Source organism: Sphingobacterium sp. GVS05A (assembly GCF_019969845.1).
Taxonomy (GTDB): Bacteria; Bacteroidota; Bacteroidia; order Sphingobacteriales; family Sphingobacteriaceae; genus Sphingobacterium.
Window position 1 is genome coordinate 219,722 of record NZ_JAHXYR010000002.1, and the last position, 25,188, is coordinate 244,909.

17 protein-coding genes are annotated in these 25,188 nt (G+C 38.4%); 9 read left to right on the top strand and 8 right to left on the bottom strand.

Features of this window, described 5'->3' with window-relative positions; all coding sequences use genetic code 11:
- Window positions 1-92: 92 nt before the first annotated feature.
- The 6 genes from LC454_RS05735 to LC454_RS05760 form a co-directional block, all read right to left on the bottom strand.
- Window positions 93-1,460: a SusD/RagB family nutrient-binding outer membrane lipoprotein gene (locus tag LC454_RS05735; RefSeq protein ID WP_223580517.1), complete on the bottom strand. Its 1,368-nt coding sequence runs from the start codon at window positions 1,458-1,460 to the stop codon at window positions 93-95.
- A gap of 18 nt (window positions 1,461-1,478) precedes the next feature.
- Window positions 1,479-4,541 carry a SusC/RagA family TonB-linked outer membrane protein gene (locus LC454_RS05740; protein WP_223580519.1) on the bottom strand — a complete coding sequence of 1,021 codons (3,063 nt, stop codon included), beginning with the start codon at window positions 4,539-4,541 and terminating at the stop codon, window positions 1,479-1,481.
- A gap of 769 nt (window positions 4,542-5,310) precedes the next feature.
- The gene (locus tag LC454_RS05745) at window positions 5,311-6,903 is read right to left on the bottom strand and encodes a SusD/RagB family nutrient-binding outer membrane lipoprotein (RefSeq protein ID WP_223580521.1); all 1,593 of its coding nucleotides are present in this window, start codon (window positions 6,901-6,903) and stop codon (window positions 5,311-5,313) included.
- A 10-nt stretch (window positions 6,904-6,913) separates the two neighbouring features.
- Entirely contained in the window at window positions 6,914-10,093 is a 3,180-nt protein-coding gene (locus tag LC454_RS05750) for a SusC/RagA family TonB-linked outer membrane protein (RefSeq protein ID WP_223580523.1), read from the bottom strand.
- 647 nt (window positions 10,094-10,740) lie between these two features.
- Window positions 10,741-12,012, bottom strand: coding sequence for a serine--tRNA ligase (gene serS / locus LC454_RS05755; protein WP_223580525.1), 1,272 nt, complete (start codon window positions 12,010-12,012; stop codon window positions 10,741-10,743).
- A 459-nt stretch (window positions 12,013-12,471) separates the two neighbouring features.
- On the bottom strand, window positions 12,472-13,545 hold the full coding sequence (locus LC454_RS05760) for a class I fructose-bisphosphate aldolase (RefSeq protein ID WP_223580527.1): 1,074 nt from the start codon (window positions 13,543-13,545) through the stop codon (window positions 12,472-12,474).
- Between the two features lie 91 nt (window positions 13,546-13,636).
- Between LC454_RS05760 and rsmI the strand changes: the two genes are divergently transcribed.
- The 4 genes from rsmI to LC454_RS05780 all read left to right on the top strand — a co-directional run bounded on the left by rsmI (window position 13,637) and on the right by LC454_RS05780 (window position 18,149).
- A complete protein-coding gene (gene rsmI, locus LC454_RS05765; RefSeq protein WP_223580529.1) occupies window positions 13,637-14,302 on the top strand; it encodes a 16S rRNA (cytidine(1402)-2'-O)-methyltransferase in 666 nt (221 codons plus the stop codon).
- A 36-nt stretch (window positions 14,303-14,338) separates the two neighbouring features.
- Window positions 14,339-15,064: a PH domain-containing protein gene (locus LC454_RS05770; protein ID WP_223580531.1), complete on the top strand. Its 726-nt coding sequence runs from the start codon at window positions 14,339-14,341 to the stop codon at window positions 15,062-15,064.
- Window positions 15,065-15,079: 15 nt separating this feature from the next.
- The gene (gene lnt / locus LC454_RS05775; RefSeq protein ID WP_223580533.1) at window positions 15,080-16,702 is read left to right on the top strand and encodes an apolipoprotein N-acyltransferase; all 1,623 of its coding nucleotides are present in this window, start codon (window positions 15,080-15,082) and stop codon (window positions 16,700-16,702) included.
- Between the two features lie 310 nt (window positions 16,703-17,012).
- The gene (locus LC454_RS05780; protein WP_120259619.1) at window positions 17,013-18,149 is read left to right on the top strand and encodes a cysteine desulfurase family protein; all 1,137 of its coding nucleotides are present in this window, start codon (window positions 17,013-17,015) and stop codon (window positions 18,147-18,149) included.
- An 81-nt stretch (window positions 18,150-18,230) separates the two neighbouring features.
- On the opposite strand, the gene LC454_RS05785 is transcribed toward LC454_RS05780, so the two are convergent.
- Together LC454_RS05785 and LC454_RS05790 are read right to left on the bottom strand one after the other, a co-directional pair.
- A complete protein-coding gene (locus LC454_RS05785; protein WP_223580535.1) occupies window positions 18,231-18,650 on the bottom strand; it encodes a copper resistance protein NlpE in 420 nt (139 codons plus the stop codon).
- 85 nt (window positions 18,651-18,735) lie between these two features.
- Window positions 18,736-19,068: a tetratricopeptide repeat protein gene (locus tag LC454_RS05790; RefSeq protein WP_223580537.1), complete on the bottom strand. Its 333-nt coding sequence runs from the start codon at window positions 19,066-19,068 to the stop codon at window positions 18,736-18,738.
- Window positions 19,069-19,682: 614 nt separating this feature from the next.
- On the opposite strand from LC454_RS05790, the gene LC454_RS05795 reads away from it, so the two are divergent.
- From LC454_RS05795 to LC454_RS05815, 5 genes are all read left to right on the top strand, one after another.
- A complete protein-coding gene (locus tag LC454_RS05795) occupies window positions 19,683-20,420 on the top strand; it encodes an electron transfer flavoprotein subunit beta/FixA family protein (protein WP_223580539.1) in 738 nt (245 codons plus the stop codon).
- Window positions 20,421-20,441: 21 nt separating this feature from the next.
- On the top strand, window positions 20,442-21,416 hold the full coding sequence (locus LC454_RS05800; protein WP_223580541.1) for an electron transfer flavoprotein subunit alpha/FixB family protein: 975 nt from the start codon (window positions 20,442-20,444) through the stop codon (window positions 21,414-21,416).
- Between the two features lie 202 nt (window positions 21,417-21,618).
- Window positions 21,619-22,245 (top strand): bifunctional nuclease family protein, encoded by a 627-nt coding sequence (locus LC454_RS05805; protein WP_120259614.1) that lies wholly within the window; start codon window positions 21,619-21,621, stop codon window positions 22,243-22,245.
- A 45-nt stretch (window positions 22,246-22,290) separates the two neighbouring features.
- Window positions 22,291-23,661: a nucleoside permease gene (locus LC454_RS05810; protein ID WP_223580542.1), complete on the top strand. Its 1,371-nt coding sequence runs from the start codon at window positions 22,291-22,293 to the stop codon at window positions 23,659-23,661.
- 38 nt (window positions 23,662-23,699) lie between these two features.
- Entirely contained in the window at window positions 23,700-25,013 is a 1,314-nt protein-coding gene (locus tag LC454_RS05815; RefSeq protein WP_223580544.1) for a mechanosensitive ion channel family protein, read from the top strand.
- Window positions 25,014-25,188: the final 175 nt, after the last annotated feature.

The following is a 25,188-nucleotide window of genomic DNA, read 5'->3' on the forward strand; positions in this document are numbered from 1 at the left end:
ATTGATATAAAATAAAAAAGATGAACACAAAAAAGGGTTGTATCAGAGAAAATGATACAACCCTTAATACCTATATAAATGAATTAAATATATTACATTCCCCACCAAACAGCGACATCCATCGGAATGTTCTTCGCATTTGGATTATATAAAGTTGTTGTTTGTGGGAACGGATAACGTTTTGGAATAATTGGCAAAGTTGCTCCAACACTTTGTGGTCTCGGCGTCAACGTAGGAATTCCAGTTCTCCTATAATCATTATAAGGTTCAATACCCTGATTATAAAGAGCAACCCATTTTTCGGTCAAAATATCTGTTTTAGTAGCGGAAGCATAATTTGCTACACCACTGGCCGACTCTTTTCCACTTGTTATATACTCCACATTCGCCTTGATTGCTTCATTTAATATAGCTGAAGCATTTGTACCTTGGCGCTGTTTAACTTCCGCCTCAATAAACTTTGCTTCATAATATGTGATGATCGGAAAATTCTGATCCGCTGCGAAAAAAGGACCAACCACTGATATATCGGGAGTAATAGACTCCTTAGTAATATCTCCTCCAATAAATTGTTTCTTAGAATTAGGACGTAGAAAGTAAGCTAGCCGTGGATCATTTTTTGCAGACAATCTATCAACAAATAGATTGCTCGCTCCCAAATAGCCTCTTCTCGCAGCCTGAAAAGCTCCCCATTGATTTTGAGAGTTTTCATCGTGTGGAGCTATCATGTTTTCATCATTAGAAGAAATTCCCTTCTTTAAATAGTCAAGCACTTTAGTCTCAGTACCTGCCTGTTTACTCGACGTCCGATTCAAAAAGCGTGCTCTTAACGTGTAAGCTGCCTTCACCCATTTTTCAGTATCCCCTTTGAAAATCAAATCATCTTCTGCTGGCAGATAATAGTTTTCATCTTCAGCAACAGATAAATCTGTAATTGCATCAGCTAGCAGATTGTCAATACTTTTGTACACATCCTGTTGGGAATCCAATTTAGGTGTTTTATTACCAGTTGTCCATTGAAAAGCCTCAGAATAGGGCACATCGCCCCATAGGTCAGTCGCTAAACTGATATTAAGCGCCATCATAACTTTCGCTATACCCTCATAGTACGGGCTTTTGGTTTCAGCGATCTTTGCTTTATCGATCATCAGCTTCAAATTATACATCGTATTCGTATATAATCCGATCCAAACATTATCAAAATCTCCTTGGGTAATACGGTAATTTTGAACATCTGAATACTGGGCGTTCAGACCTACTGAGTGCTGCACTAAAATACTGCTCATACGGGACAGATCCCCCTCTACATTTTGAAAGGTATTCACCTCAGCTGCTGTCAACATGGAAGGCAAGTTCCCATCAAGTGGATTATTGGGACTTATATATAGATCATCGCCTGTTTTACATCCGACAATAGCTGTAAAACATAAGGCATATAATAATTTTACTTTATTTTTCATGTTATGAATAATGTTTAATTAAAAACCGACTCTAAAATTAAGTGAATAAGACTTTGTACCAGGATTATTGAAGAAATCATAACCTGCAAAATTTTGGTCTGAACCAGTCAAACTTGTTTCCGGGTCAATCCCTTTATATTTTGTAATTAAGATTGGGTTTCTAAGGTTAACGCCTACTTGAATATACTGTATCGCTTTGGAAACTTTATTAAAGCGATAATTTAAATCAATTGAACGCAGTCTCGCCCATGTACCATCTTGAATGGATACTTCAGAAGAGGAATTCCCTAAATAATTCTTAAAATAATTAAATGCGGTCAGTTCTGTCGTATTTTTCTGGCCTTCATTAGCACCACCACCATAGACACCATCGATGACATATTTGCGTTCCCGATCTTCGGTAATAGCCGCCTTACCCCGGTTGATCAATACGGCATTTGTAGCTCCCCATAACTTACCGCCTTTTCTAAAATCCCATAAGAAAGAGAAAGACCAATTTTTATAGGAAAATTCATTGTTGATATTCATTAACCATTTAGGAATAGTACTTCCTACACTGCCTAAATCAGATTCATACATTGGCAAACCACTGTTTGGATCAATCAATACTTGTCCTTGCGCATTTCGCTGAAATTTTTGCGCATAGATCACTCCAAATGGTTGTCCTACGATCGCAAAAGATTGCGGGGCGGAAAAAGCGTCACCAATAGATAATTTATCCACGCCAGGTGCTAGTTCCGTCACTTCGTTGGTATTTTTGGACCAATTTAAAGTAGCATTCCAGTTAAAATTGTCTGACTTCACAACGTGTCCATTTAAAGTAACTTCAATACCACTATTTTTCATTTTTCCAAAATTGTTATAGTAATAAGCGAATCCACTTGTTGGATCTACTGGCATCGAAATCAAAAGATTAGATGCATGTTGTTGATAGTAGGTGAAATCAAAGCCAAGACGATTATTCAAAAATTTCATTTCCAAACCTGCTTCATAACCAACGTTTCTTTCTGGTTTAAGATTTTCAGAGACATATTCATTTGAAATAGCAAAACCTAACTGTCCTTGATATGGAAAGGAATAACCATTTGTCATACCGTCCGCAATCAATGGTGATGTGAAATACGTTCTATTTGAATAAGGCTTAGGTGATATACCCACATTTGAATAAGCCAAACGAATTTTACCAAAATTTACAATTTCCGATTCTTTAAACAAATCTGAGAAAACATATGAGATATCAGCTTTCGGATAGAAGAATCCTTTTGCATTTCGGCCAAAGGTAGTTGACCACTCGTTACGACCAGTCAATGTCAAAAATAAAATACTCCGATAATCAAATGTTGCGTCTAAGAAGATTGCTTTGCTATTTCTGTATTCTTCAGAATTACTCGCATAAAGGATCTTTGCATTATTTAAATTGTAATAATCTGGAATACTTAGATTTTTTCCCCTAGCAAAATTAGCGACACTTTGAATATAGTTAAAATTTCCCCCCAACAAACCCGAAACAGAGAAGTCTTCCGAAATTTTTTTATTAAATTTTAACAAAAGATCGGTATAAATATTACGGTAGTTGACATTTGTCCGCTTAATTTCACCCCATCCAGCTGAATCATCATCACCGCTTGATCCCACCGCGTAAATCTGATTCCCGTTAGTTGCGTAGGTATCAAGTCCAGTTTTCCAAGAAACAGAGAAAACATCATTTAATTTGACGTCTGCATAGACGTTACCTAAAAAACGATTATTTTCTTCTTTATAGGGATTACGCTCGGTTGACCAATAGGGGTTATCATAACTTTCGAAATAGGTTTTTTGCACACCTAATTCATTTTGATAATCTTTCAGATTAAAATCTACCGGAGAGCGCAAGAGAGCAAGCATCACCCCAGCAATATTACTACCGTTTTGGGCAGCTCGTGTATTTGCATTTGTAAAACTGAAATTTCCGCCTACGGTAATTCGGTCATTCAATTTTGATTCTGCGTTCAGTCGGGAAGTATAACGATTATAACTTGTGTTCGGTATTATCCCGGTATTATTTGTGGATCCTACCGAAAAGCGCATGGTGGTTTTTTCTCCACCGGAAGTGATCGACAAGTTATTATTGAAAACATTTCCGTTTTTGAAAAACTCATCCACATTGTTATAGATTGGCTTTCCTGCAGCTATTAAATTTTCACCCCAGCTATCCGCCGTCTCGTTAGTATATACTCCATCCGTTCCCTGACCATATTTTTTTTGAAACTCGGGCAATTTATTTACCTTCTGCATTTCATAACTCGAAGAGAAAGTAATACCAAGACCTGAGCCTAGTTTACCTTTTTTTGTGGTGTAAATAACAGCCCCATTACCTGCTGCTTGACCATATAAAGCCGCCGCCGCTGGACCTTTGAGGATGGTCACTGTTTCAATATCATCAGGATTAATATCTAACGCTCTATTAGCAACCTGCACACCAGAAAGACTCTGGTTATAAGGATCATCGCCAGCCTTTGTATTGTTCAAACCATTATCAATTGGAACACCATCAACAACGATAAGTGGCTGGTTATCTCCTGAAAAAGAGGCCGCACCACGCAACACAATTTTTGAAGAAGCTCCTGGTGTACCCGCTGATGAAGTGATTTGAACACCTGATGCCTTTGCAGCTAAACCCTGGATAATGTTTGCTTCACCAGATTTTACCAAATCATCTCCACTTACCTTAGATGTTGAGTAACCTATACCTCTGGTACTTTTTGAAATTCCCAATGCCGTCACAACGACCTCTTCTAAAGCATTATCCTTGTTGTCCAACACCATATTAAAGGATGTCTGACCTTCTTTTACAATCAATGTTTTATCAGCAAAACCCACAGAGCGAAAAACAATTACTTTACCGGTTGGTACCGTCAAAGTATAGTTTCCGTTAGCATCTGTGGAGGTTGCCACATTTGATCCTTGTACGGCAATAGTTACTCCGACCAATGGCTTACCATCGGCACCCGTAACACGACCACTGACTTTCTTTTCTTGCGCAAACGCAACAGAAGTCAAGATCATACTACCCACAAAAAAACTGAGTAATGTCTGTTTCATATAATTTATGTTTATTAAAAGTGTTTATATCTTATAAAAGCTATGTAGGCAAGTGCCATCTAGTATAAATAAGTATTTTAGTTAGTAATGTATTTTTAACAAAATTTTCTCTTGTTAAAAAATGTTAAGAGCAAATTTATAACTTTTTTTATCTTTTACAATGCATGCATAAAAACATGAGATCATTTAGCAATACCAAAACACACAAACAACTGATTAACAAATAATTAATTTATAAAAAAACTATAACAATAACCTTAAGGCTAATAATCTCCCTTTACAACTACGGTAGACATGTCGCTAGTATTAAATTAAACAATTTCAATTCTCTAAACCATTTACTAAATCAAGGTTTTCAGATTTCAATTACACACAATTTTAAAACTGCAACTCTACAACAAGAAAACAACTTATTTACAACAACATAGCAAAAAATAAAATTTCTTCTTAGAGAATATTTAAAGTATCATTTATATTACAAAAGACATCTAAAGGTATTTTAAAGCCTTTTGGCTATAAAAAAAATATTTTAAATTCATTAATATCTTAAAATAAACGAAACAGAAGTAAAGCATAACTATATTATTTAAACATAAAACTATAGTAATGAAAAAGAATCTTTCTGAAATTTAATAAATCTATTGAAATACGCTTACGAACAAAACAATCCTTACGTGTCAGTAATCGAGGCGTCAGTTTTGAGGTTGATAACAAAAAAAAGCGGCCTCTTTCGAGACCGCCTTCCAATTTATAACCTTAAGCCGATAGACTAGCGTGTACCGCCTGCCCACCAAACATTTTCAGTGTAGACGTATTGTCCATTACCATATGCTGCCTGAACATTTGGATTAGTTGTGGTATCATCGTTACCATATGGTAAACGTAATGGGAATTTACCAGGATTTTTCAATTCGATAAGGTTTTCACCATTTGCTTTCCAGCGGCGGATGTCGTTGTACATCTCTGTTGACTCACCAGAAGCACCAAAGAAGGCTAAATATTTTTGGTTAGCAATCTCTTTCAATGCATTAGCTTGAAATAATGGTTTAACGTTATTATTGAAATAATCCGAAGCAGCTGAACTTGTAATTTTATCTGACGTTTCAACCATTGTACCATTTGCCGCTACTGTTGGTGCAGCCAAAGCCGCATCAACTGAAACCTCAGAGTTAGCTATAGACGCTATTACCGCATCCTTCAACACAGCCTCTACCGTATTCACTCCCTGTCCTAAACGTTGCATAGCCTCTGCTTTCAAAAATAACAACTCATGATAACTCAAAAACTGAGTAGGAGCAGTTTGAGAAAACACAAATGTTGATGTTAAGTACTGATATTGTACTTGCTCGCTTTCTCCATTTGGAGCCAATAGCTTATAGGATGCTGCATTTGACGCGATATCATTTACTTGTGTCCAAACACCAGTTTTTGAATTCTGTGGCGTAAAGAAATCTCTTACTAAACGTGGATCCTTGCGTGCAACCATCTTATCTGCTAGACTTTTACTTGCAGCTAAACCATCTCTTGACCACTGAAAATCAAATAATGGATTTAAGTTTGTCTTGCTGTATTGCGTAAATTTCGCTTCATCCGAAGCACTCGCGAAAGATTTATCTACATTCGCGATAACCTCAGTTAATGCAGCCGACTTATTTGAAGAAACATTCAAAAGGCGCATTCCGTAACGAGCTTTAAGCCCATATGCAAATTTCAGCCATTTAGCGCTGTTACCATTATATAGTATATCTTGTCCACCGGCAGCACCCGACGCATGCGTATCTCCTTTAGGAAGATTAGCAATAGCCGCGTCCAAATAAGCGATGACTTGTTTATATAGTTCCTGCTGTTTATCTAATTTGGGATTCTTAATTTCCAAAGGTTTAAACCCTTCAGAATATGGCACGTCACCAAACATATCGGTCAACAAAGCTAAGTTGTAAGCCGCCATTACCTGCCCCATACCCAATGTGGTATAGTTGCCAGCTTGTGGACCACCTTCTGAACATTTCTCAATGACAATACGGGCATCACGAAGGGCAAAATACATATTCCCCCAAGTATTGTTAAACGTTGATGCTGCCGATGGTTCATTTGTACGATGTTCGGCATTCCATGTCTGATTGAACACTCCCACTTCATGCTCTACATAAGTAGAAAGATAAGTATTGAAGTCCCCACCGACATTATAAAAAGCAGTCCTTGTGATCACATCAGTCAAAACAAATTTAGCTTGTACATCTGTAGGTTTATTTACATTTTCGTTGATCTTGTCCATCGCATCCTCTGAACAAGAAGTAAAAATTACTGGAGCAGCCAAGACGCCCATAGCCAATAATCCTACTATATTTAATTTTAATTTCATTGTCTTAATCTTAGAATTTAACATTAACACCTAGACCATAACTCGATGTACCCGGTAGAGAGAAACGCTCAAATGCACCCGACATATTTGTATTTCCTTGTGAAACCTCAGGATCAAAACCCTTTAATTCGGACCAAAGAATGATATTACGTGCGAATGCATTTACATCAACCTTGATTTTTGAATTTTGATATACCGGATATCCTACAGCAATTTCACGTAACTTCACGAATGAAGTTCCACGAATACCAGCTTCGGAGATATTGCTTAAAGTATTGAAATAATCATATGCTTTTGAAGGATCAATCAGGATATCGTTAGTTTCATATTGACCTGGAGCTACTTCTTTTACAGCAGGTTGCTCAAATAAGAATCCATTTCCATCACGAAAATCAGCTGTTTTCTGTGTGACACCATAAACATCTAACGTGTTTGAAGTACCGTGATACATTTGTCCGCCTTGTTTCCAATCCAGTACCGCTGAAAGTCTTACTTTTTTGTATTCAAAGTTGGTATTGAAACCTAGGTTGAAATCTGGAGAAACGCTACCGATTACTTTTTCTTCACCCGCTTGAGGAAGGCCATTTTTATCAACGACAATCTGTCCGGCGTCATTTCTCAAATAAGACACCCCGTAAATTACTGGGAATTTAGATCCAATACCTGCACGAACTTGCGGAGTAACAAAACCTCCCATAAAGATACTGTTTACACCTTCTGCCAATTCATCGACATAGTTATCTATTTTGGTAAAGTTGAACGCAAAATCCCATTTAAAATCTCCCTTACGATATGGTGCAACCGCTAAAGTAACCTCATGTGCATTGGTATGAATTCTACCACCATTTGTAACCAAGCTAGAGTAACCTGTAGAAGCCGCTAAAGGCACTTCAAATATTTGGTCTTTTACATTCTGACGTGAGAAGGTATAATTCAAATTAATTAAACCATTCCAGAATGTTAAATCTGTACCAACTTCAATCGCTTGCGTGTTTTGCGGTTTTAGATTCGGGTCATAAACAATGGAGTATGGGGTATAAGAAGTTATACCGTCACTGTTGATTGGATAAATAATTGGTGTACCACTAGAAAAACCGCCACCATATGTTGGTTTGTCATAGTAGCTCTCATAATAATCTCCTGCTTGACCAACTTCAGCGTATGAAGCTCTCAATTTACCCATGGTCAATACCGAATTTTTAACACTTTCCAATTCTGTAAAGACAAAACCTGCCGAAACAGAAGGGTAGAAGAATGAACGGTTGTTTCTAGGCATGGAAGAAACGATGTCATTACGACCAGTGGCATTTAAAAACAACATGCTTTTGTACGCCAATGCTAAACTACCAAAAGTACCAAAAGTACGTGTGTGACGCAAAGTTTGCTCACCAGTTACACTTGAAGCGTTATTGATATGATTCCATCCAGGAAAGTTAAAGTTCATTCCATAAGCGTAATCTCTTCTACGAACACGGTTTACAATCTCGTTACCCACCATGGCATCAAAGACCAAATCATCATTAATCTTCCAATTGTAAGCAGCTGTTCCTAAGGAGTTCCACTCTGTAACAGAGACGTTGAAATTTTCGACTTCACCAAAACCATTCGCATGGCCGTACCCCCAAAGATCAGTGTAGTTTGTTGTATATGAATCAACACCTGCTTGATACTTTAGTGTTAATTTTTGGTTCTCGCCTAAGTTAGTCGCATATTGTCCAAAGCCATTACCAAAGAAACGTTGTGTATCCTCTGTAAATTTGTTATTCTCAACTGCCCAATAAGCACCATCAAATCCAGCTGTACCACGGTAAGTATTTTGGCTTGTAGGCGCATTCAAATAATAGGATGGTATACCTTTTAGATCATATGAAGCTGGAGCACCATAAACAGTAGCTACAATTCCATTATTTGCACCTGTTTGTTTTGAGATATGGGAGTTCACATAGTTACCCGTGAAACCAGTCGTCCATTTATCAGACAATTTCGCCTCACCCGATAATTTAGCCGTATAACGGTCCATTCCTGTCGAAGGGACAATACCATTGGCATTGGTAGAACCTAAAGACAACGCGTAACTTCCTTTTTCAAATCCTTGTACAATATTAAAAGAGTTATTAAAGGTATTTCCAACATTAAAGAAATCCTTCGCATTGTTATATGCTTGCGGAGTTGCCCAAGGATCTAACCCTGCATTGGCACGTTGTGGAACGTAATACTGCCCTTGGTGTTTACCATATTGTTTCGTATACTCATTATCGGTATTTCCACCATAAGTCGCATCATTAGCCAATTGATCGATAACAGGTCCCCAGGACATAGATGACAACGGTGAATACTTTCCACCTGTTCCTTGTGCATATTTCGTCTGAAAGTCCGGAAGAACGGAGACTTTATCGAAGGAAACATTGGAACTGTATGATATTTGTGGCTTACCTTGTTTTCCTTTACCGCTCTTCGTGGTAATAATAATTACACCATTAGAAGCACGCATACCGTATAATGCCGATGCTGCCTGTCCTTTTAGGATATTGATGCTTTCGATATCGTTCGGATCGATGTCCAGCCCTCTGGATGAATAATCTGCACCAGAAACAGAGTTACCTGTAGACTGATCTGAAGTCGAAGAAATTGGCAATCCGTCGACAATGTATAGCGGCGAGTTATTTCCTGTAAATGAACGTGCACCGCGGATCGTAATATTCGCAGATGCTCCTGGCATACCTGATGAAGGTGTTACCTGAACCCCTGACACTTTACCTTGTAATGCTGTAGCCAAGTTGCTATTTGCAGCTTCAGTCAATTTATCGCCTTTGACTTCTTGTGTCGCATAACTCAATGCACGTTTTTGGCGCGATTGTCCCATTGCAGTCACAACAACCTCTTCTAAAGCGTTGTCATGATTCTCCATAGAAACATTGAATACGGTGCTATTGTTATTAACAATAATGGTTTTATCGTCAAAACCAACTGAACGGAAGACAACAACTTTGCCCGCAGGTACATTTAATGAATAATTACCACTAGCATCTGTTTGTGTCGCTTGATTAGTTCCTTGTACAACAACTGTAACCCCTGGTAACCCCTTACCATCAGCAGATGTAACACGACCACTAATCTTCTTTTCTTGTGCGAATGCGACCGAAGTCAGGATCATTCCACCAACAAGAAAACTTAGTAATGTTTGTTTCATGTTTTAGTTAGTTAATTTTATTATTTTTCTAGTCCTTTATATTGATATAAATTATATCCGTTAACATAACTGTCTAAACAGACATTGTTTAGACAATAAATAACAATACGCAAAACAGCATATCGCCATTCAGTTGGTAACAGTTGAAAATATTATTGGAAAAGTCAACCCTAGGTAGATGTAGAGTCAATCCGTTGAAAATACTCAGCTGTAAAATTTGCTCCTTTCAGCATTTACAGTAAATAATAGTTAGTGCGATTTTTATTAGCGGTTCCAAATATATAAAGCCAAAGTTGCTTTTACAAGTTTTTTAACATTCACTCGCAAAAACAAAAAATACTGCAATAAAGACATCAGTATCTTACAAATTCAAACGCGAGATCCATTTTAGAATAAAAACTCTACAAACAAATTCAAAACAGAATTTTATACGGAATCACTTATATTTAACAAAATATTAACAATGCAATAAGAAAACATTAACATAAGGATAGATTCGTTTTTTATAACCAAAAAGGTGTAATTTATAATGATTCTAAAGTTGTTTTGAATCGAGTTATTCCAAAAAAAAGAGACTTTACCTGTTCAGGTAGAGTCTCTTTTCAATAAAAATCCTGAAACAGGAATTTATTACTTAATTACATCTATTAATCAATATATTCAAATTTGGTATAAGGTACCAAAACAGCTGGTATCCGAATACCTTTATCCGTTTGATTATTCTCTAAAATAGCCGCAACAATACGTGGTAAAGCTAAGGCCGAACCATTTAATGTGTGAGCCAATTGCATTTTTCCTTCGGAATTTTTGAAACGTACTTTCAGGCGGTTGGCTTGATACGTTTCAAAATTAGATACGGAAGAAACCTCCAACCAGCGTTTTTGGGCTGAACTATACACCTCCATATCATAAGTCAACGCAGCAGTGAAACTCATATCGCCACCACATAAACGCAATACGCGATAAGGTAGTTCCAATTTTTTAAGCAGACCTTGTACATATAGGCTCATTTCTTCTAACACATCATACGATTTTTCCGGATGAACAATCTGTACAGCCTCAACTTTATCAAATTGGTGCAGACGGTTCAAACCGCGTACATGAGCACCATAAGAACCTGCTTCGCGACGGAAACATGGTGTATACGCACAATGCTTAATCGGGAACTGCGCTTCCTTAACGATTACATCTCTGTAAATATTGGTTACGGGAACCTCTGCTGTAGGAATCAAGTATAGATTGTCATTGTTGACATAATACATCTGCCCTTCCTTATCTGGCAATTGCCCTGTAGCAAACGCAGAGTCTTCATTCACCAAGATCGGCACTTGTACCTCTTCATATCCTTGCTCAGCTGCCTGATCCAGAAAGAAATTGATCAATGCACGTTGCAATTTTGCCCCCTTGCCTTTATAAATTGGAAATCCGGCTCCCGCAACTTTTACTCCGAGCTCCAAATCCACGATATCATATTTGTTTAATAATTCCCAATGTGGCAATGCATCTTCTGATAAAGCTGGAATCTCTCCATTTGTTAATACGACTTCATTATCATCAGCGCTTACACCAACGGGAACAGATTGATGGGGTAAATTAGGCAATTGTACAATCTTATCATTCAACTCGATTTCGATCGCGCCTAATTTATCCAACAGTTGCTTTACTTGCTCTTTATATCCGGACGATTGTGATTTAACGGCTTCAGCTTCTTCTTTTTTTCCTTGGCGCATCAGATCTCCAATCTGTTTTGCTGCCGCATTAGCTTCTCCCGAAAGGGCGTCAGATTCCGCTTGGATCTTACGGCGGTCTTCATCTAAACTGATGATTTCGTCGACCAATCCAATTTCCTTGAAATGCTTGACAGCCAATCTTTCGATAACCGTATCCCTGTTTTCACGGATATAATTTAATTGCAACATAATATAAATGTGTTATTTAAAAAATAGTGAACAAACTTAGATAAATTTGCCTTCATAAACAAGCAAATTTATTCAGTAGCGCCTGTTTGTAGCGCGTTCATACTCCTTTCACCCGCATAGGTCTCCCCGTCACCCTTGTGCGTTATACACGTGTCGATTGAATGGAAAGGCTTGGCTTTGCTCAGAAGATACCATCTATTATTGATAGCTTGCAAGATCCCTCAATGATTTAATCAGAATCAAAGTTAACGCACTTTTACCATCAGGTAGCGATACGCTCAATAAGAGTGAAAGAGATTTTCTTTACCTATTTTCATTCCGATCCGACCGATATAAAAAACGTCCTCCGAAAAAACAGTTTCCTGAAGTACGTCCCAAGCAATATTTTTTCACTAAATGAATCAGTAGGTAAAGATCTTTTGTCGACACCTTGATATTAAATCAGATTTAAACGATCATCTAAGCTATCGTAACTTCTTTACATAAATAGACATCTTGGATTGCATGTAGCAATTCGACTCCTTCATTCATCGGCTTTTGGAAAGCTTTCCGACCGGATATCAAGCCTGTCCCGCCGGCTCTTTTATTGATCACAGCGGTTTTTACAGCTTCCTGTATATCGTTTTGTCCCGATGCTCCACCCGAATTGATCAGTCCTGCCCTACCGGCGAAACAATTGAGTACCTGATAGCGACAAAGATCAATCGGATGGTTGGATGATAACTGAGTATACATCCGTTCATCCAATTTACCATAGCTGCTTTTACCCATATTCAACGCCTTAAAACCGCCGTTCAATTCCGGAAGTTTTTGTTTAATAATATCTGCCTTTATGGTTACACCGAGATGATTGGCCTGTCCCGTTAGATCCGCAGCTAAATGATAATCTTTGTCTCCTGTTTTAAATGCTGAATTCCGCAAATAGCACCACAATACCGTAGCCATACCAAGTGAATGTGCTTCTTCAAATGCCCTTGCTACTTCGATAATCTGACGATCGGACTCTTCCGAACCGAAATAAATGGTCGCTCCAACTGCTACCGCTCCCATGTTCCAAGCTTCACGTATCGTTCCATACAGAATTTGATCCGCACGATTGGGATAGGTCAACAATTCGTTGTGATTGATCTTGACCAAAAAAGGAATCTTGTGCGCATATTTTCGGGATACTGCCCCTAAAACACCAAAAGTCGAGGCTACGGCATTACAGTTTCCTTCCAATGCTAATTTCACGATATTCTCCGGGTCAAAATATTGGGGATTGGGAGCAAAAGAAGCGCCAGCACTATGTTCGATCCCCTGATCTACCGGCAAGATGGAAAGATATCCTGTATCCGCAAGCCGTCCCGTTCCGAAAAGTTGTCCCAAGCTACGCAATACCTGCGGCGTGCGGTCGCTAGCACCATATACCTGATCAATAAAAGTAGTTTCGGGAAGATGGAGCATCGTTTTGGAAATTGCTGGTTTGTCAAACGCTAATAGATAATCTGATTCTGCACCTAGATGTGCCTGTATTTTTTCGATGTTTTGCATAATTTATTATTGCATTTATATAGAAAATAACTCCAAAATAGACAGAATGTTTTAGCACATATTATATAGTAAAAAAAACTTAACTTTGACCATGTTATATTTAGTTCCAACACCTATTGGCAATCTGGAAGACATGACCTTTCGTGCAGTCAATATTCTGAAAGAAGTAGACATCATCTTAGCAGAGGATACAAGAACAAGTGCTCCCCTTTTAAAGCATTTTGGCATCGATAAAAAGGTATTTGCACATCATCAACATAATGAGCACAAAGCGGTTTCCGAAATCATAAAGTTTCTGAAAGAAGGCCAAAAAATTGCCCTAATTTCAGATGCTGGGACGCCAGCAATCTCTGATCCCGGTTTTTTATTGGTGCGGGCTGCTCTTAAAGAAGGGTTAGAGGTACAATGTCTACCCGGCGCCACCGCTTTTGTACCGGCACTTGTAAACTCAGGTTTACCAAACGACCGTTTCTGTTTTGAAGGATTTTTACCTGTTAAAAAAGGACGCCAAACTCGTCTCAAAGCTTTAGCTGAAGAAAAGAGAACAATGATTTTCTACGAATCACCGCACCGCATCCTCAAGACAATCGAAGAGTTTATTACTGTCTTCGGTGCAGAGAGACAAGCTTCTATTTCTAGAGAATTGAGCAAGTTATATGAGGAAAATGTCCGCGGAACTTTAACTGATTTAAAATTACACTTTGAAAACAATCCAATTAAAGGAGAATTTGTATTTTGTGTAGGTGGATTGGAATAAATTTTGACAATCTTTGATTAATAAAACGTATTTGACATGAACATGGAACAATTTGCACAAGATGGACAGGATATAAAAATCATTGAAAAATTGATTACTAAAGTCCAGGACATGCTTACTCCAGGAGAAAAAATAGATTATATCGCGGTACAGAAAAAACCTGCGGTGACAATTTTACCGGACAGTATCACCATTAGTAATAAACGCATTTTTATGTGTGAATTTACCAAATTGGGCTTAGCGACTGATTTTGAGATTTTCGGATGGCAGGATATTAAAGATATTGCCTTCAAAGAAGAGATCTTTGGTTCAAAGGTCACTGTCATTCCTTTTACTGGAGAAAACTTAAGTATTGACTACATTCCAAAAGTTCAAGCCAGAAAACTCTACCAATATATTAAAGCTGCTCTTGAAAATTATAAAAAAGCAGAGCTAGCAGCTGAAAAGGAAAAGATCGTAATCGCCCCCAGCAGCCCTCGGGAGGTTATCGTGGAGAAGGTTGAAGACAATCAGCCGACTCCGGTACCAGTTTCGACACCTGCACCAGTCGTTACCCCTCCTGCGCCAGTAGCACAACCTGTTTTCTCGGCACCCGTAGTTCCACCAGCGCCACCTGTTTCCGCCCCTGTGACTCCGGTTATCGAAGAAGAAGAGGATGAAATTACCTTAAAGCTAAAAAAACTAAAAACTCTCTTTGACAAGCAACTCATCACACAAGATGAATATGAACAAAAGAAAAAAGAAGTTTTATCCAGTTTATAAAAATAAGTGGATATTGTGAAGAACAACTATTTATTGGCACTTTTAAGTGCCTTTTTATTGTGGTTGGGTTGGCCTCCCATCCCCTATTCCAGCGTATTGCTTTTTATCGGCTTTTTACCCTTATTGATTGCGCTGGAAAATATCATCCGTAATGATACAATTAAAAAGAAAGGTAAAAAGATCTTTCTAACGGCAGGTCTGACGGCAATCATCTGGAATACCGCATCCATTTATTGGGTATACAATTCCATCTCTGCAGTTATGCCTCCTTTTGCAGCGATTTTGATCAGTTTGATCCCCTTCTGTCTGGGCGCTGCATTAATGGCCATTGCATTCAACTTATACTATCGATTAAGACGTAAGACTTCGCTGTTGTTATCCCTTTTTGGATTAATGGGATTTTGGATTAGTTATGAATTTCTTCATGCTACTTGGGATCTTGCATTTCCATGGATGACTTTAGGAAACGGCTTTGCTAATTTTCATCAATTGATTCAATGGTACGATATCACTGGTGTATACGGCGGATCAATATGGATCTGGTTGGTCAATATCTTGGTTTTTGTGCTATACCTCAATCGAAAAGGTATCTACCAACTCAAAAATAGGATAGTTCCCATTCTTTGTCTAGTGCTGGTCTTATGTGTTCCAACGGTCTATTCATTGGTTCGCTATTTCAATTACGAGGAACACCAAAACCCAGCCCAGGTGGTAGTGGTGCAGCCCAATGTGAATCCTTACATCAAGTTTCAGATCAGCCCTGAGGAGCAATTAAACACCCTGTTTTCACTGTCAAGTTCAGTAGCCAAACCCAATACGGAGTTTTTTATCTGGCCTGAAACGGCTCTTTCCCAAAATGGTGATTTTGATGAAGAATGCCTGCGTGAAACGTATTCCTATCAACGGATTCTAAAATTTTTGGATCAATACAAAAATGGCAATGTCTTATCGGGTATAGAGAGTTATCAATTATACAATTATGCGAAAACAGCAACTGCACGTGAAATTGCCCCTAACATTTACCAGGATAATTTTAATGCGGCAACATTGATCGATTATTCTTCCAAGCTGCAATTTTACCATAAATCTAAATTGGTTCCTGGCGTAGAACAGATGCCCTTTGGTGCTGCGATGAATTTTTTAAAACCCTTGTTTAAAGCTTTTGGCGGTACGACAGGTGGCTATGGAAAACAAGCAGAACCTTCGGTTTTCTATGCACAAAGTGGTATTGGCGCTGCTCCTGTCATCTGCTATGAATCTATCTGGGGAGATTATGTGGCAAAATATGTTAAAAAAGGAGCGCAGTTTATAGCGATCATCACCAATGATGGCTGGTGGGGCAATACTTCTGGAAAAGACCAACATTTGCAATATGCAAAATTAAGAGCCATTGAAAATCGACGCTGGGTTGCCCGATCGGCGAATACCGGAATTTCTGGTTTTATCAATCAACGTGGTGATATCATACAGCAGACAAAATGGTGGGAGCCCGCAGCATTGAATCAGGAGATCAATCTGAACGAAGAGATTACAACATATACCAAAGTAGGTGACATCGCTGCATATCTTGGTCTAGCGATCGCTCTGGCTGGATTTCTTATAATAATTGTACGCAAACGCGATCCTCGTTTACTATAATAGCTAGTTCCTTTACTCAAATGTATGTTTTGGCATAGTTGGTGAATCCCAAAAGTTATTATTTAACTTTTGGGGTACACTTCAACCTCGATACAACAAGTTTGTCCCTATTACCCTCATATTCCCTTGCTATTCCATATCAAATATCCAATTCACTACATATCCACTTTTACTTTTTTGAGGTCTTCTGATTTCAATCGATAAGTTCTCCATCCTTATTCAACGCTTCAATAAAAAAAACGACTAAATTATGATGAAAATAAGTCATTTAATGCATTTGATTTACTTTTGAGATTTGTAATTTTGCATCATGCAAGTATATTTTGACAATGCTGCGACTACAGCCTTAGATCCTGAAGTTATAAAAGTAATGGTAGATGTCATGGATAACAATTTTGGAAATCCATCTTCTATTCATAGTCACGGAAGACAAGTAAAAACAATAGTAGAAAAAGCTCGGAAAACAATCGCAAACCTACTCCATGTATCTCCGGCAGAAATTTTCTTTACCTCGGGTGGAACTGAAGCCGATAATATGGCTATAGTACGTTCGATCACGGACTTTGGCATCACACATGCAATTACCTCACCGATAGAGCACCATGCTGTTCTCCATACCTTGGAGGAGCTGGAGAAGCAAGGAAAAGTTCATCTTGACCTGCTCCATGTGGACAACAAGGGGAATCTGGACCTGAATCAACTGGAAGAGCTTTTAAGTAGTAATCCCCGTACTTTTGTTTCCATTATGCACGCCAATAATGAAATTGGCAATCTGAATGATATCCAACGTATATCGGAATTATGCCAACAATACAATGCGATATTTCACTCCGATACCGTACAGACAATGGGTCATTATCCGCATGATCTAGGTCATCTTAAAATCGATTTCATTACAGGTGCAGCGCACAAGTTTCATGGACCAAAAGGTGTAGGTTTTCTCTATATCAATGCAAATAACAAAATCAAACCGTTGATTTATGGTGGAGCTCAAGAGCGGAATATGCGTGGCGGAACTGAGAATGTTTATGGTATAGCGGGACTAGCCAAGGCTTTAGAACTTGCCTATGAACATATGGAAGAACATCAAGCTTATATCCAAGCGCTTAAATCGTATATGATTGATGAGCTGCAAAAAGCAATTCCAGATATTGATTTCAATGGTGTTATCGAGCCTAGTAAATCGCTATATACGGTACTAAACGTATCCTTCCCTTGCAGTGACCTTGCTGACATGTTGCTATTCAATCTTGACATTTCGGGCATATCCTGCTCCGGTGGAAGCGCCTGTAGTTCAGGAACCGATATTGGATCCCATGTACTAGGGGCTATTAAAACAAATTCAGACCGTCCATCGGTCAGATTCTCCTTTTGCAAAAACAACACCAAAGAAGAAGTGGATTTTGTTGTGTCAACCTTAAAAGAACTTTGTACAAAAAATAAATAGCAATAAGTCGACTAAACAAAAAAACCGAAGAGAATTCTCTTCGGTTTTTTTCTATGTAGGTACTATATCGTTCAATAAATTTCAGTTTTTCGTCAGCACATAGTATTTGGAGATATCCCCGGTAATATCATTACCCGATAAATCCAACTGGCTTAAGAAATGGTTGCCTAATTTGAATTTGTAATCAACGCCGTCCAGTGTAATAATGTTTCCATCCAACTTCCATTTTCCTTCACGTACAAAAACATCATCACTTTTATTGAGATATTTGGACGAATATTTATAAGAGTTGTCTTTGTGTAATGAGATCAATGTTTCAATGCCATCGCAGTCGGCACAGGGCATCACCCCTTTATATTCTCCGATCACGATTTCCGCTCTGTCTCTTCCCTTTAATTCTTGCAAATTGTCTTTATAGGCAGCCACACTCTGTTTGGGATTATCACATCCCCCAAATACAATCATTACCAACAATCCCACTGTCCAAATAAACCTTTTCATCTCATTCCAAATTCAAAAAAATCAGCATCTAATAGTTACACCCATAAAATTCATAACAAATTAGATACCAAAAATTTAGAATGGATTAAAAATCATCATCGTCATCCTCTACTAAAAATGACAAAGCTCCCTGTAACTCTCCCAATGCATGGAAATTACGGCTTTTACGTGCTATTTCAATTCCATTTTTATAGGTTGTAATTGCAGGTTCCTGTTTGTCCAGTTTTTCATATAATTTTCCCAGATGATAATATGTCCCCACATAGTCGGGATGGTTTTCTATCAGCTTTTCAAATCTGACCAAAGCTTCCTGCTCATCATTCAGCTTCAGATACTCCGCTGCAATGGCGTATTTTAAAAAAGGATCTTCAGGACTCTCTTTCAAAAATTCGTTGAGTTGATCCAATCGTGTCGACATATCTTTTTTATTTCAAATTTAACTAAAAATGTGTTTATCTGTAAACAATTGTTTTAATTCTACGGTAGCTGCTATGCCGTAAATCAACCCATTCGGCATACTTCTCTCGTAATGAGAGAGTGAAATGTATTCAATTTAGTGTTCTAAATTTCGGCTATATCTCAGCTATAAAATCTAAATCATGGCCGCTTCCTAAACAATCATAATAGTACCCTATGAAGGTCATCACAATGAAGGTCATCATAAAAAGCTGTCACCTTTTCAACTTCATCAAAAAACAACAAAGTTATATTGCTAGCTTGCTCCAAGCAATTGAACATTAAATGCTACAGTCTGAGCAATTCGTCGAAGTAAAAATACTATGCTAGCATATAAAATGACATTATACTGACGCATGATCTTCATTAAAAAAAAGAATACTGAAACTGTCAAAATTTAACAAATACAAACAAAATAAGCCGAAAAATTCAAAATACAGTAAAAATAACTAGACATAAGCAATACAAATTAAAAATAACACAACAACACAAGTGGACCCTGAGACAAAATTTTAAGCGGGTCGGGGCTTTTTATTTGAGAGAAAATATGGTAAGTTTGGGTAAAACCAATCGTATATGAAAATATTAGTTTGTATAAGTAATGTCCCTGACACTACATCGAAGATCACTTTTACAAATGACAACACTGCCTTTAATACAGCTGGGGTGCAGTTTATTATAAACCCTTATGATGAGATTGCCCTTTCAAAGGCAGTTGAATTGGCTGAAGGAGGAAAAGGAACAGTGACTGTCATCAATGTTGGAGATGCATCCACCGATGCGACCATTCGCAAAGCATTGGCTATAGGCGCAGACAATGCCGTACGTATTAATGCTATTCCCAGAGATGCCTGGTTTGTGGCCAATCAAATCGCAAATTACGCAAAGGACAATGCTTTTGATCTGATTTTAACCGGACGAGAATCCATCGATTATAATGGTGCTCAGGTCGGTGCAATAGTTGCCGAATTGCTGAATATACCATCGGTATCAATCGCCAAAAAGGTTGATATAGCTGCTGATTCCGTCAGTATTGAACGTGAAATAGAAGGTGGAAAAGAAGTCGTAACGTCTAAACTTCCCATTGTTATTGGCACAGCGGAAGGAGTTGCCGAACCTAAGATACCCAATATGCGTGGTATTATGAGTGCACGTACCAAACCATTGGATGTGCTAGAACCATCCGCAGTTGATACACTTTCCCACATTGTTAATTATGAGACTCCAGCTCCACGCGGCACTGTAAAACTCGTTGATGCTGCAGAAGTTGAGAAACTGGTTTCTCTATTACATGATGAGGCCAAAGTTATTTAATCATTAAATTCCGAAAAAACTATGTCAATACTAGTATATGTAGAAAATACCGATGGAAAATTCAAAAAGTCTGCTTTTGAAGTAGTTTCTTATGCGAAAGCCATCGCTGATAATACAAACACTGATCTTGTCGCCATTTCCATTGGTAATGTTGCGCAGGATGAACTTGCTGCACTGGGCAACTATGGTGCTTCCAAAGTACTCACCGTAAATAACGAGCAACTCTCCTCTTTCGTCAATCAGGCTTATGCAAGCATTATCGCTGAGGCTGTCAAGAGCATAGGAGCTAACCTGCTTGTACTTTCCAACTCATTCTCGGGTAAAGGACTTGCTCCCCGGATTGCTGCGAAGCTCCATGCAGCTCTTGCAGATGGTGCGCTATCCCTACCAACTATCGAAGGTGAAAAACTGACGATTAAAAAGACCGCATTTTCAAATAAAGCATTTGCCACAGTAGAATTGACCGCAGCAACCAAGGTCATTGCCCTTAGTCCCAATGCTTACGAGACCAAGGAAACCGGAGGCACCGCTGTGGTTGAATCATTTAGCGCAAATATTGCCCAGGCAGACTTCTCTACAATCGTCAAGGAGATTGTACGTGCGACAGATAAAGTTTCATTACCTGAGGCAGAAATCGTTGTCTCCGCAGGCCGTGGACTAAAGGGTCCTGAAAACTGGGGAATGATCGAAGAATTAGCAGATGTACTTGGTGCCGCCACAGCATGTTCAAAACCTGTTTCTGATGCAGGATGGCGTCCCCATTCTGAACACGTTGGCCAAACGGGTATTGTTGTGAGTCCTAATCTCTACATCGCAATTGGTATCTCAGGTGCCATCCAACACTTGGCTGGGGTCAGCTCATCGAAAACTATTGTTGTCATCAACAAGGATCCCGAAGCGCCATTCTTCAAAGTTGCTGATTATGGTATCGTTGGTGATGCCTTTGATATTGTACCCAAATTGACACAAGCATTAAAAGCTTACAAAGGTAGTTAAGCTTTTTATACCATATTTTCCTCCTCATTCATAAAAAAGTGAATGGGGAGTTTTTGTTTTGCCTTTAAATATTTGCACTCTCCACATTCGAAAAGGTCTTAATTACTAAGGAGAAATCGATAAATTTGTTTCACACAGAACGTAATTATAATTGCATATAAAAGCAAATTTATCTAAGTTTGTACACCGCTTTGGAATTAAAATGAAGAAAATCAGATTAGATATAGTTGGTTTATCCTATAGTCAAACACAGTCTGGGGCTTATGCCCTGGTATTGGGAGAAGTGGAGGGCAACAGAAGATTGCCCATCATTATTGGTAGCCACGAAGCCCAAGCTATTGCTATTCGGATAGAAAAAATGATTCCAAGCCGCCCCCTTACGCATGACCTATTTCAATCTTTCGCGGAATCTTTTGGTATTAAACTCGTTGAGGTGCTTATCTATAACCTGATTGAGGGTATTTTTTATGCGAAGATTATTTGTTCTGACGGCAACAAAATGGTTGAAATTGATGCAAGAACCTCCGATGCCGTTGCGCTGGCCGTTCGATTTGAAGCACCAATTTATGCCTACGAATTTATCATGTCATCTGCGGGAATCATTATTGAGGGACATGAATTCGCATTTTTGGAAAATCTGGACAAAGCCAATAAAGTACAAGATCCCAGTATGGTTGAGGTCGAAGAAAAGACTCCTTCCAAATCCCCTAATAACCCTTTTTCTTCGTTAACAGACGAACAATTGGAGCAAGCACTCAACCAAGCATTAACGGAAGAGAATTACGAGCAAGCAGCGTTGATTAGGGATGAAATTTCCAAAAGAAAATAACTCCTTTCTCTAAAGCGAAACAAAAACTCTAAATAATATCGTTTTATGTCTATTAAATTAAGATTGACCATTATGAGCTTCTTTCAGTTTTTTGTCTGGGGAGCATGGTTGATTACAATAGCTAACTATTGGTTTGGCACAAAGCAATGGGATGGCACACAATTCGGCGCTATCTTCGCGACAATGGGAATAGCTTCGCTATTTATGCCAACACTAATGGGGATCATTGCAGACCGCTGGATAAATGCTGAAAGACTATATTTCATGCTGCATTTATGTTATGCTGCTGTTCTTTTTTATCTACCGCAGGTAAATGACCCTAACACCTTTTTTTATGCGATGCTCGCGGCGATGTGTTTCTACATGCCTACATTGGCCCTGTCCAATTCAATCGCTTATACGGCGTTGAATGAAAACAACTACGATCTGGTCAAAGCATTCCCTCCTATCCGTGTCTTTGGAACTATTGGATTTATTGTAGCGATGTGGATTACAAATCTAACAGGCAATAAAGCAACAGCATATCAATTTTATATTGCTGGAACAGCGGCCTTGGCTTTAAGTCTCTATGCCTTTACATTACCAAAATGTCCACCCAAAAAATTACAGCAGGAAAATGCATCTTGGACACAACTATTAGGATTAGAAGCTTTTAAATTATTTGGAAACTATAAAATGGCTCTCTTCTTTATATTTTCCATGTTTTTGGGCGCTGCACTACAGTTAACCAATGCCTATGGAGATGTATTTCTGGACGAATTTAAATTCTACCCGAAGTTTGCGGAATCTTTTGTTGTGAAATACTCAACGATCATCATGTCGATTTCGCAGATATCAGAGACACTTTTTATTTTGGCAATCCCGTTTTTCCTAAAAAGATTTGGTATTAAGAAAGTCATGTTGATCTCTATGTTTGCTTGGGTCTTGCGCTTTGGCCTATTCTCGTTCGGGGATCCGGCAGGTGGTCTATGGATGATTGTACTTTCCTGTATCGTCTACGGAATGGCATTCGACTTTTTCAATATCTCGGGTTCCCTATTTGTAGAGACATCTACAACTTCGAGCATACGTAGTTCTGCCCAAGGTTTATTTATGATGATGACAAATGGCTTTGGTGCAGTATTTGGCAGTTTTGCTTCCGGTTGGATTATTGACCATTATTTCACCAAAAGCTTTCAGAATGGACAAGATCTTGCCCAATATCTGGACACCAATATCAATGATACGCATTTCCTTAATTTTCTGAAGGAAAAAAGTATCTCCCTATTGCCTGACGGGACACTGAACAATAGTCTCATGCTCAAGGATTGGCATGACATCTGGCTTGCCTTTGCCATCTACACGCTGATTATAGCAGTTCTCTTCGCAGTATTCTTTAGACATAAACATGAGCGTGAATCGCAAAATTTAAAATAACAAAAAGCCGCAAATGCGGCTTTTTGTATATTTGCAGGATGCAAAACACAGCAACAGAATTGTTGAAGGATTCTCAATCCCAAATTTATAACTGGACTTTTCAATGGATTAAAAATCTTGGTTTGGATAACCAAACCAACCATTTTATCAACTCAATTATTTTATTGTTGTTGGTCGTCTTATTTTTGATCATTGTTGATTATTTCAGCAAAAAAACACTCTTATTATTAACGATCAAAGCCATCCGAAGAAGCACCAACCGATTTGATGACTTATTGATTCGGAATAAAACATTAAAACTGGTTGCCCATTTTGTTCCCATATTGGTCGCACAATATATCATACCCGTTATTTTCATGGGTTTCCCGAATTGGAAAGAAAACATCAACAAATTGTTGGCGATTGCCACTACAGTTGTCAGTTTGCTGATTGTACACTCCTTATTAAAAAGTATTAGGGATATATTACGAACAAAAAAATCCTTTGCGGACAAACCGTTAGAAAGCTATTTACAAGTCTGCCAGATCATCATGCTCTTTATCGGTGGTACCATCTGTTTTTCGATCTTAACAGGCAGTTCTCCATGGTCATTTCTGTTATCACTGGGTGCAGCCTCAGCGATCCTGATGCTGGTCTTCAAAGACACTATCTTAGGTTTTGTCGCCAGTATACAGGTCTCGGCCAATGATTCAATACGGGTAGGCGACTGGATTGAAATGCCTAAATACGGAGCCGACGGAACCGTAAAGGAAATCAACCTCAATAATGTTAAAGTGCAGAACTTCGACAAGACCATCACAACAATCCCAACACATACCTTATTATCGGATTCCTTTAAGAATTATAGGGGCATGCAGCAATCTGGAGGAAGGCGCCTAAAAAGAGCTATAAATATTAAAATTTCCACGATCCGGTTTTTAGATAATAAGGAGATTGAAGAACTAAAGAATATACAGATTCTCCGTCCCTATATCGAAGACCGTGCAAGAACAATAGATGAATTTAACAGCATTCATCAGATTGATCCTTCCAATCCAATTAATGGCAGGAAAATGACCAATTTGGGTATGTTTCGTGCCTATGCACTTACTTACCTCCGTCAGAATCCCCATATCCATAAAACCATGCCCTTAATGGTACGGCAGTTGGCATCGACCGAACATGGGGTACCGATCGAACTTTACTTCTTTGTCAATGATATACGCTGGGAATATTATGAAGGCATTGTATCCGATGTTTTTGACCATCTGTTTGCTGCCACAAAATATTTTGACCTCGAAATATTTGAAAATCCTGCTTCGGATGATTTTAGACAATTTATAAGAGCACAAAAAATCAGTGTATTGAATTAGTGCCAGTAACAAGCGCTATCCATAAAAACAGTGAAAGGTAATCCGGGGAGATTACCTTTTCACTTTAAAAACAAACTAAATTTTTAGACGTGTTTCACAACAGATCTACACATTAACCCTAACTCTTTATGAATCAAAAATTACTCTACACAAATATAGGACTGCTATGTTAAGT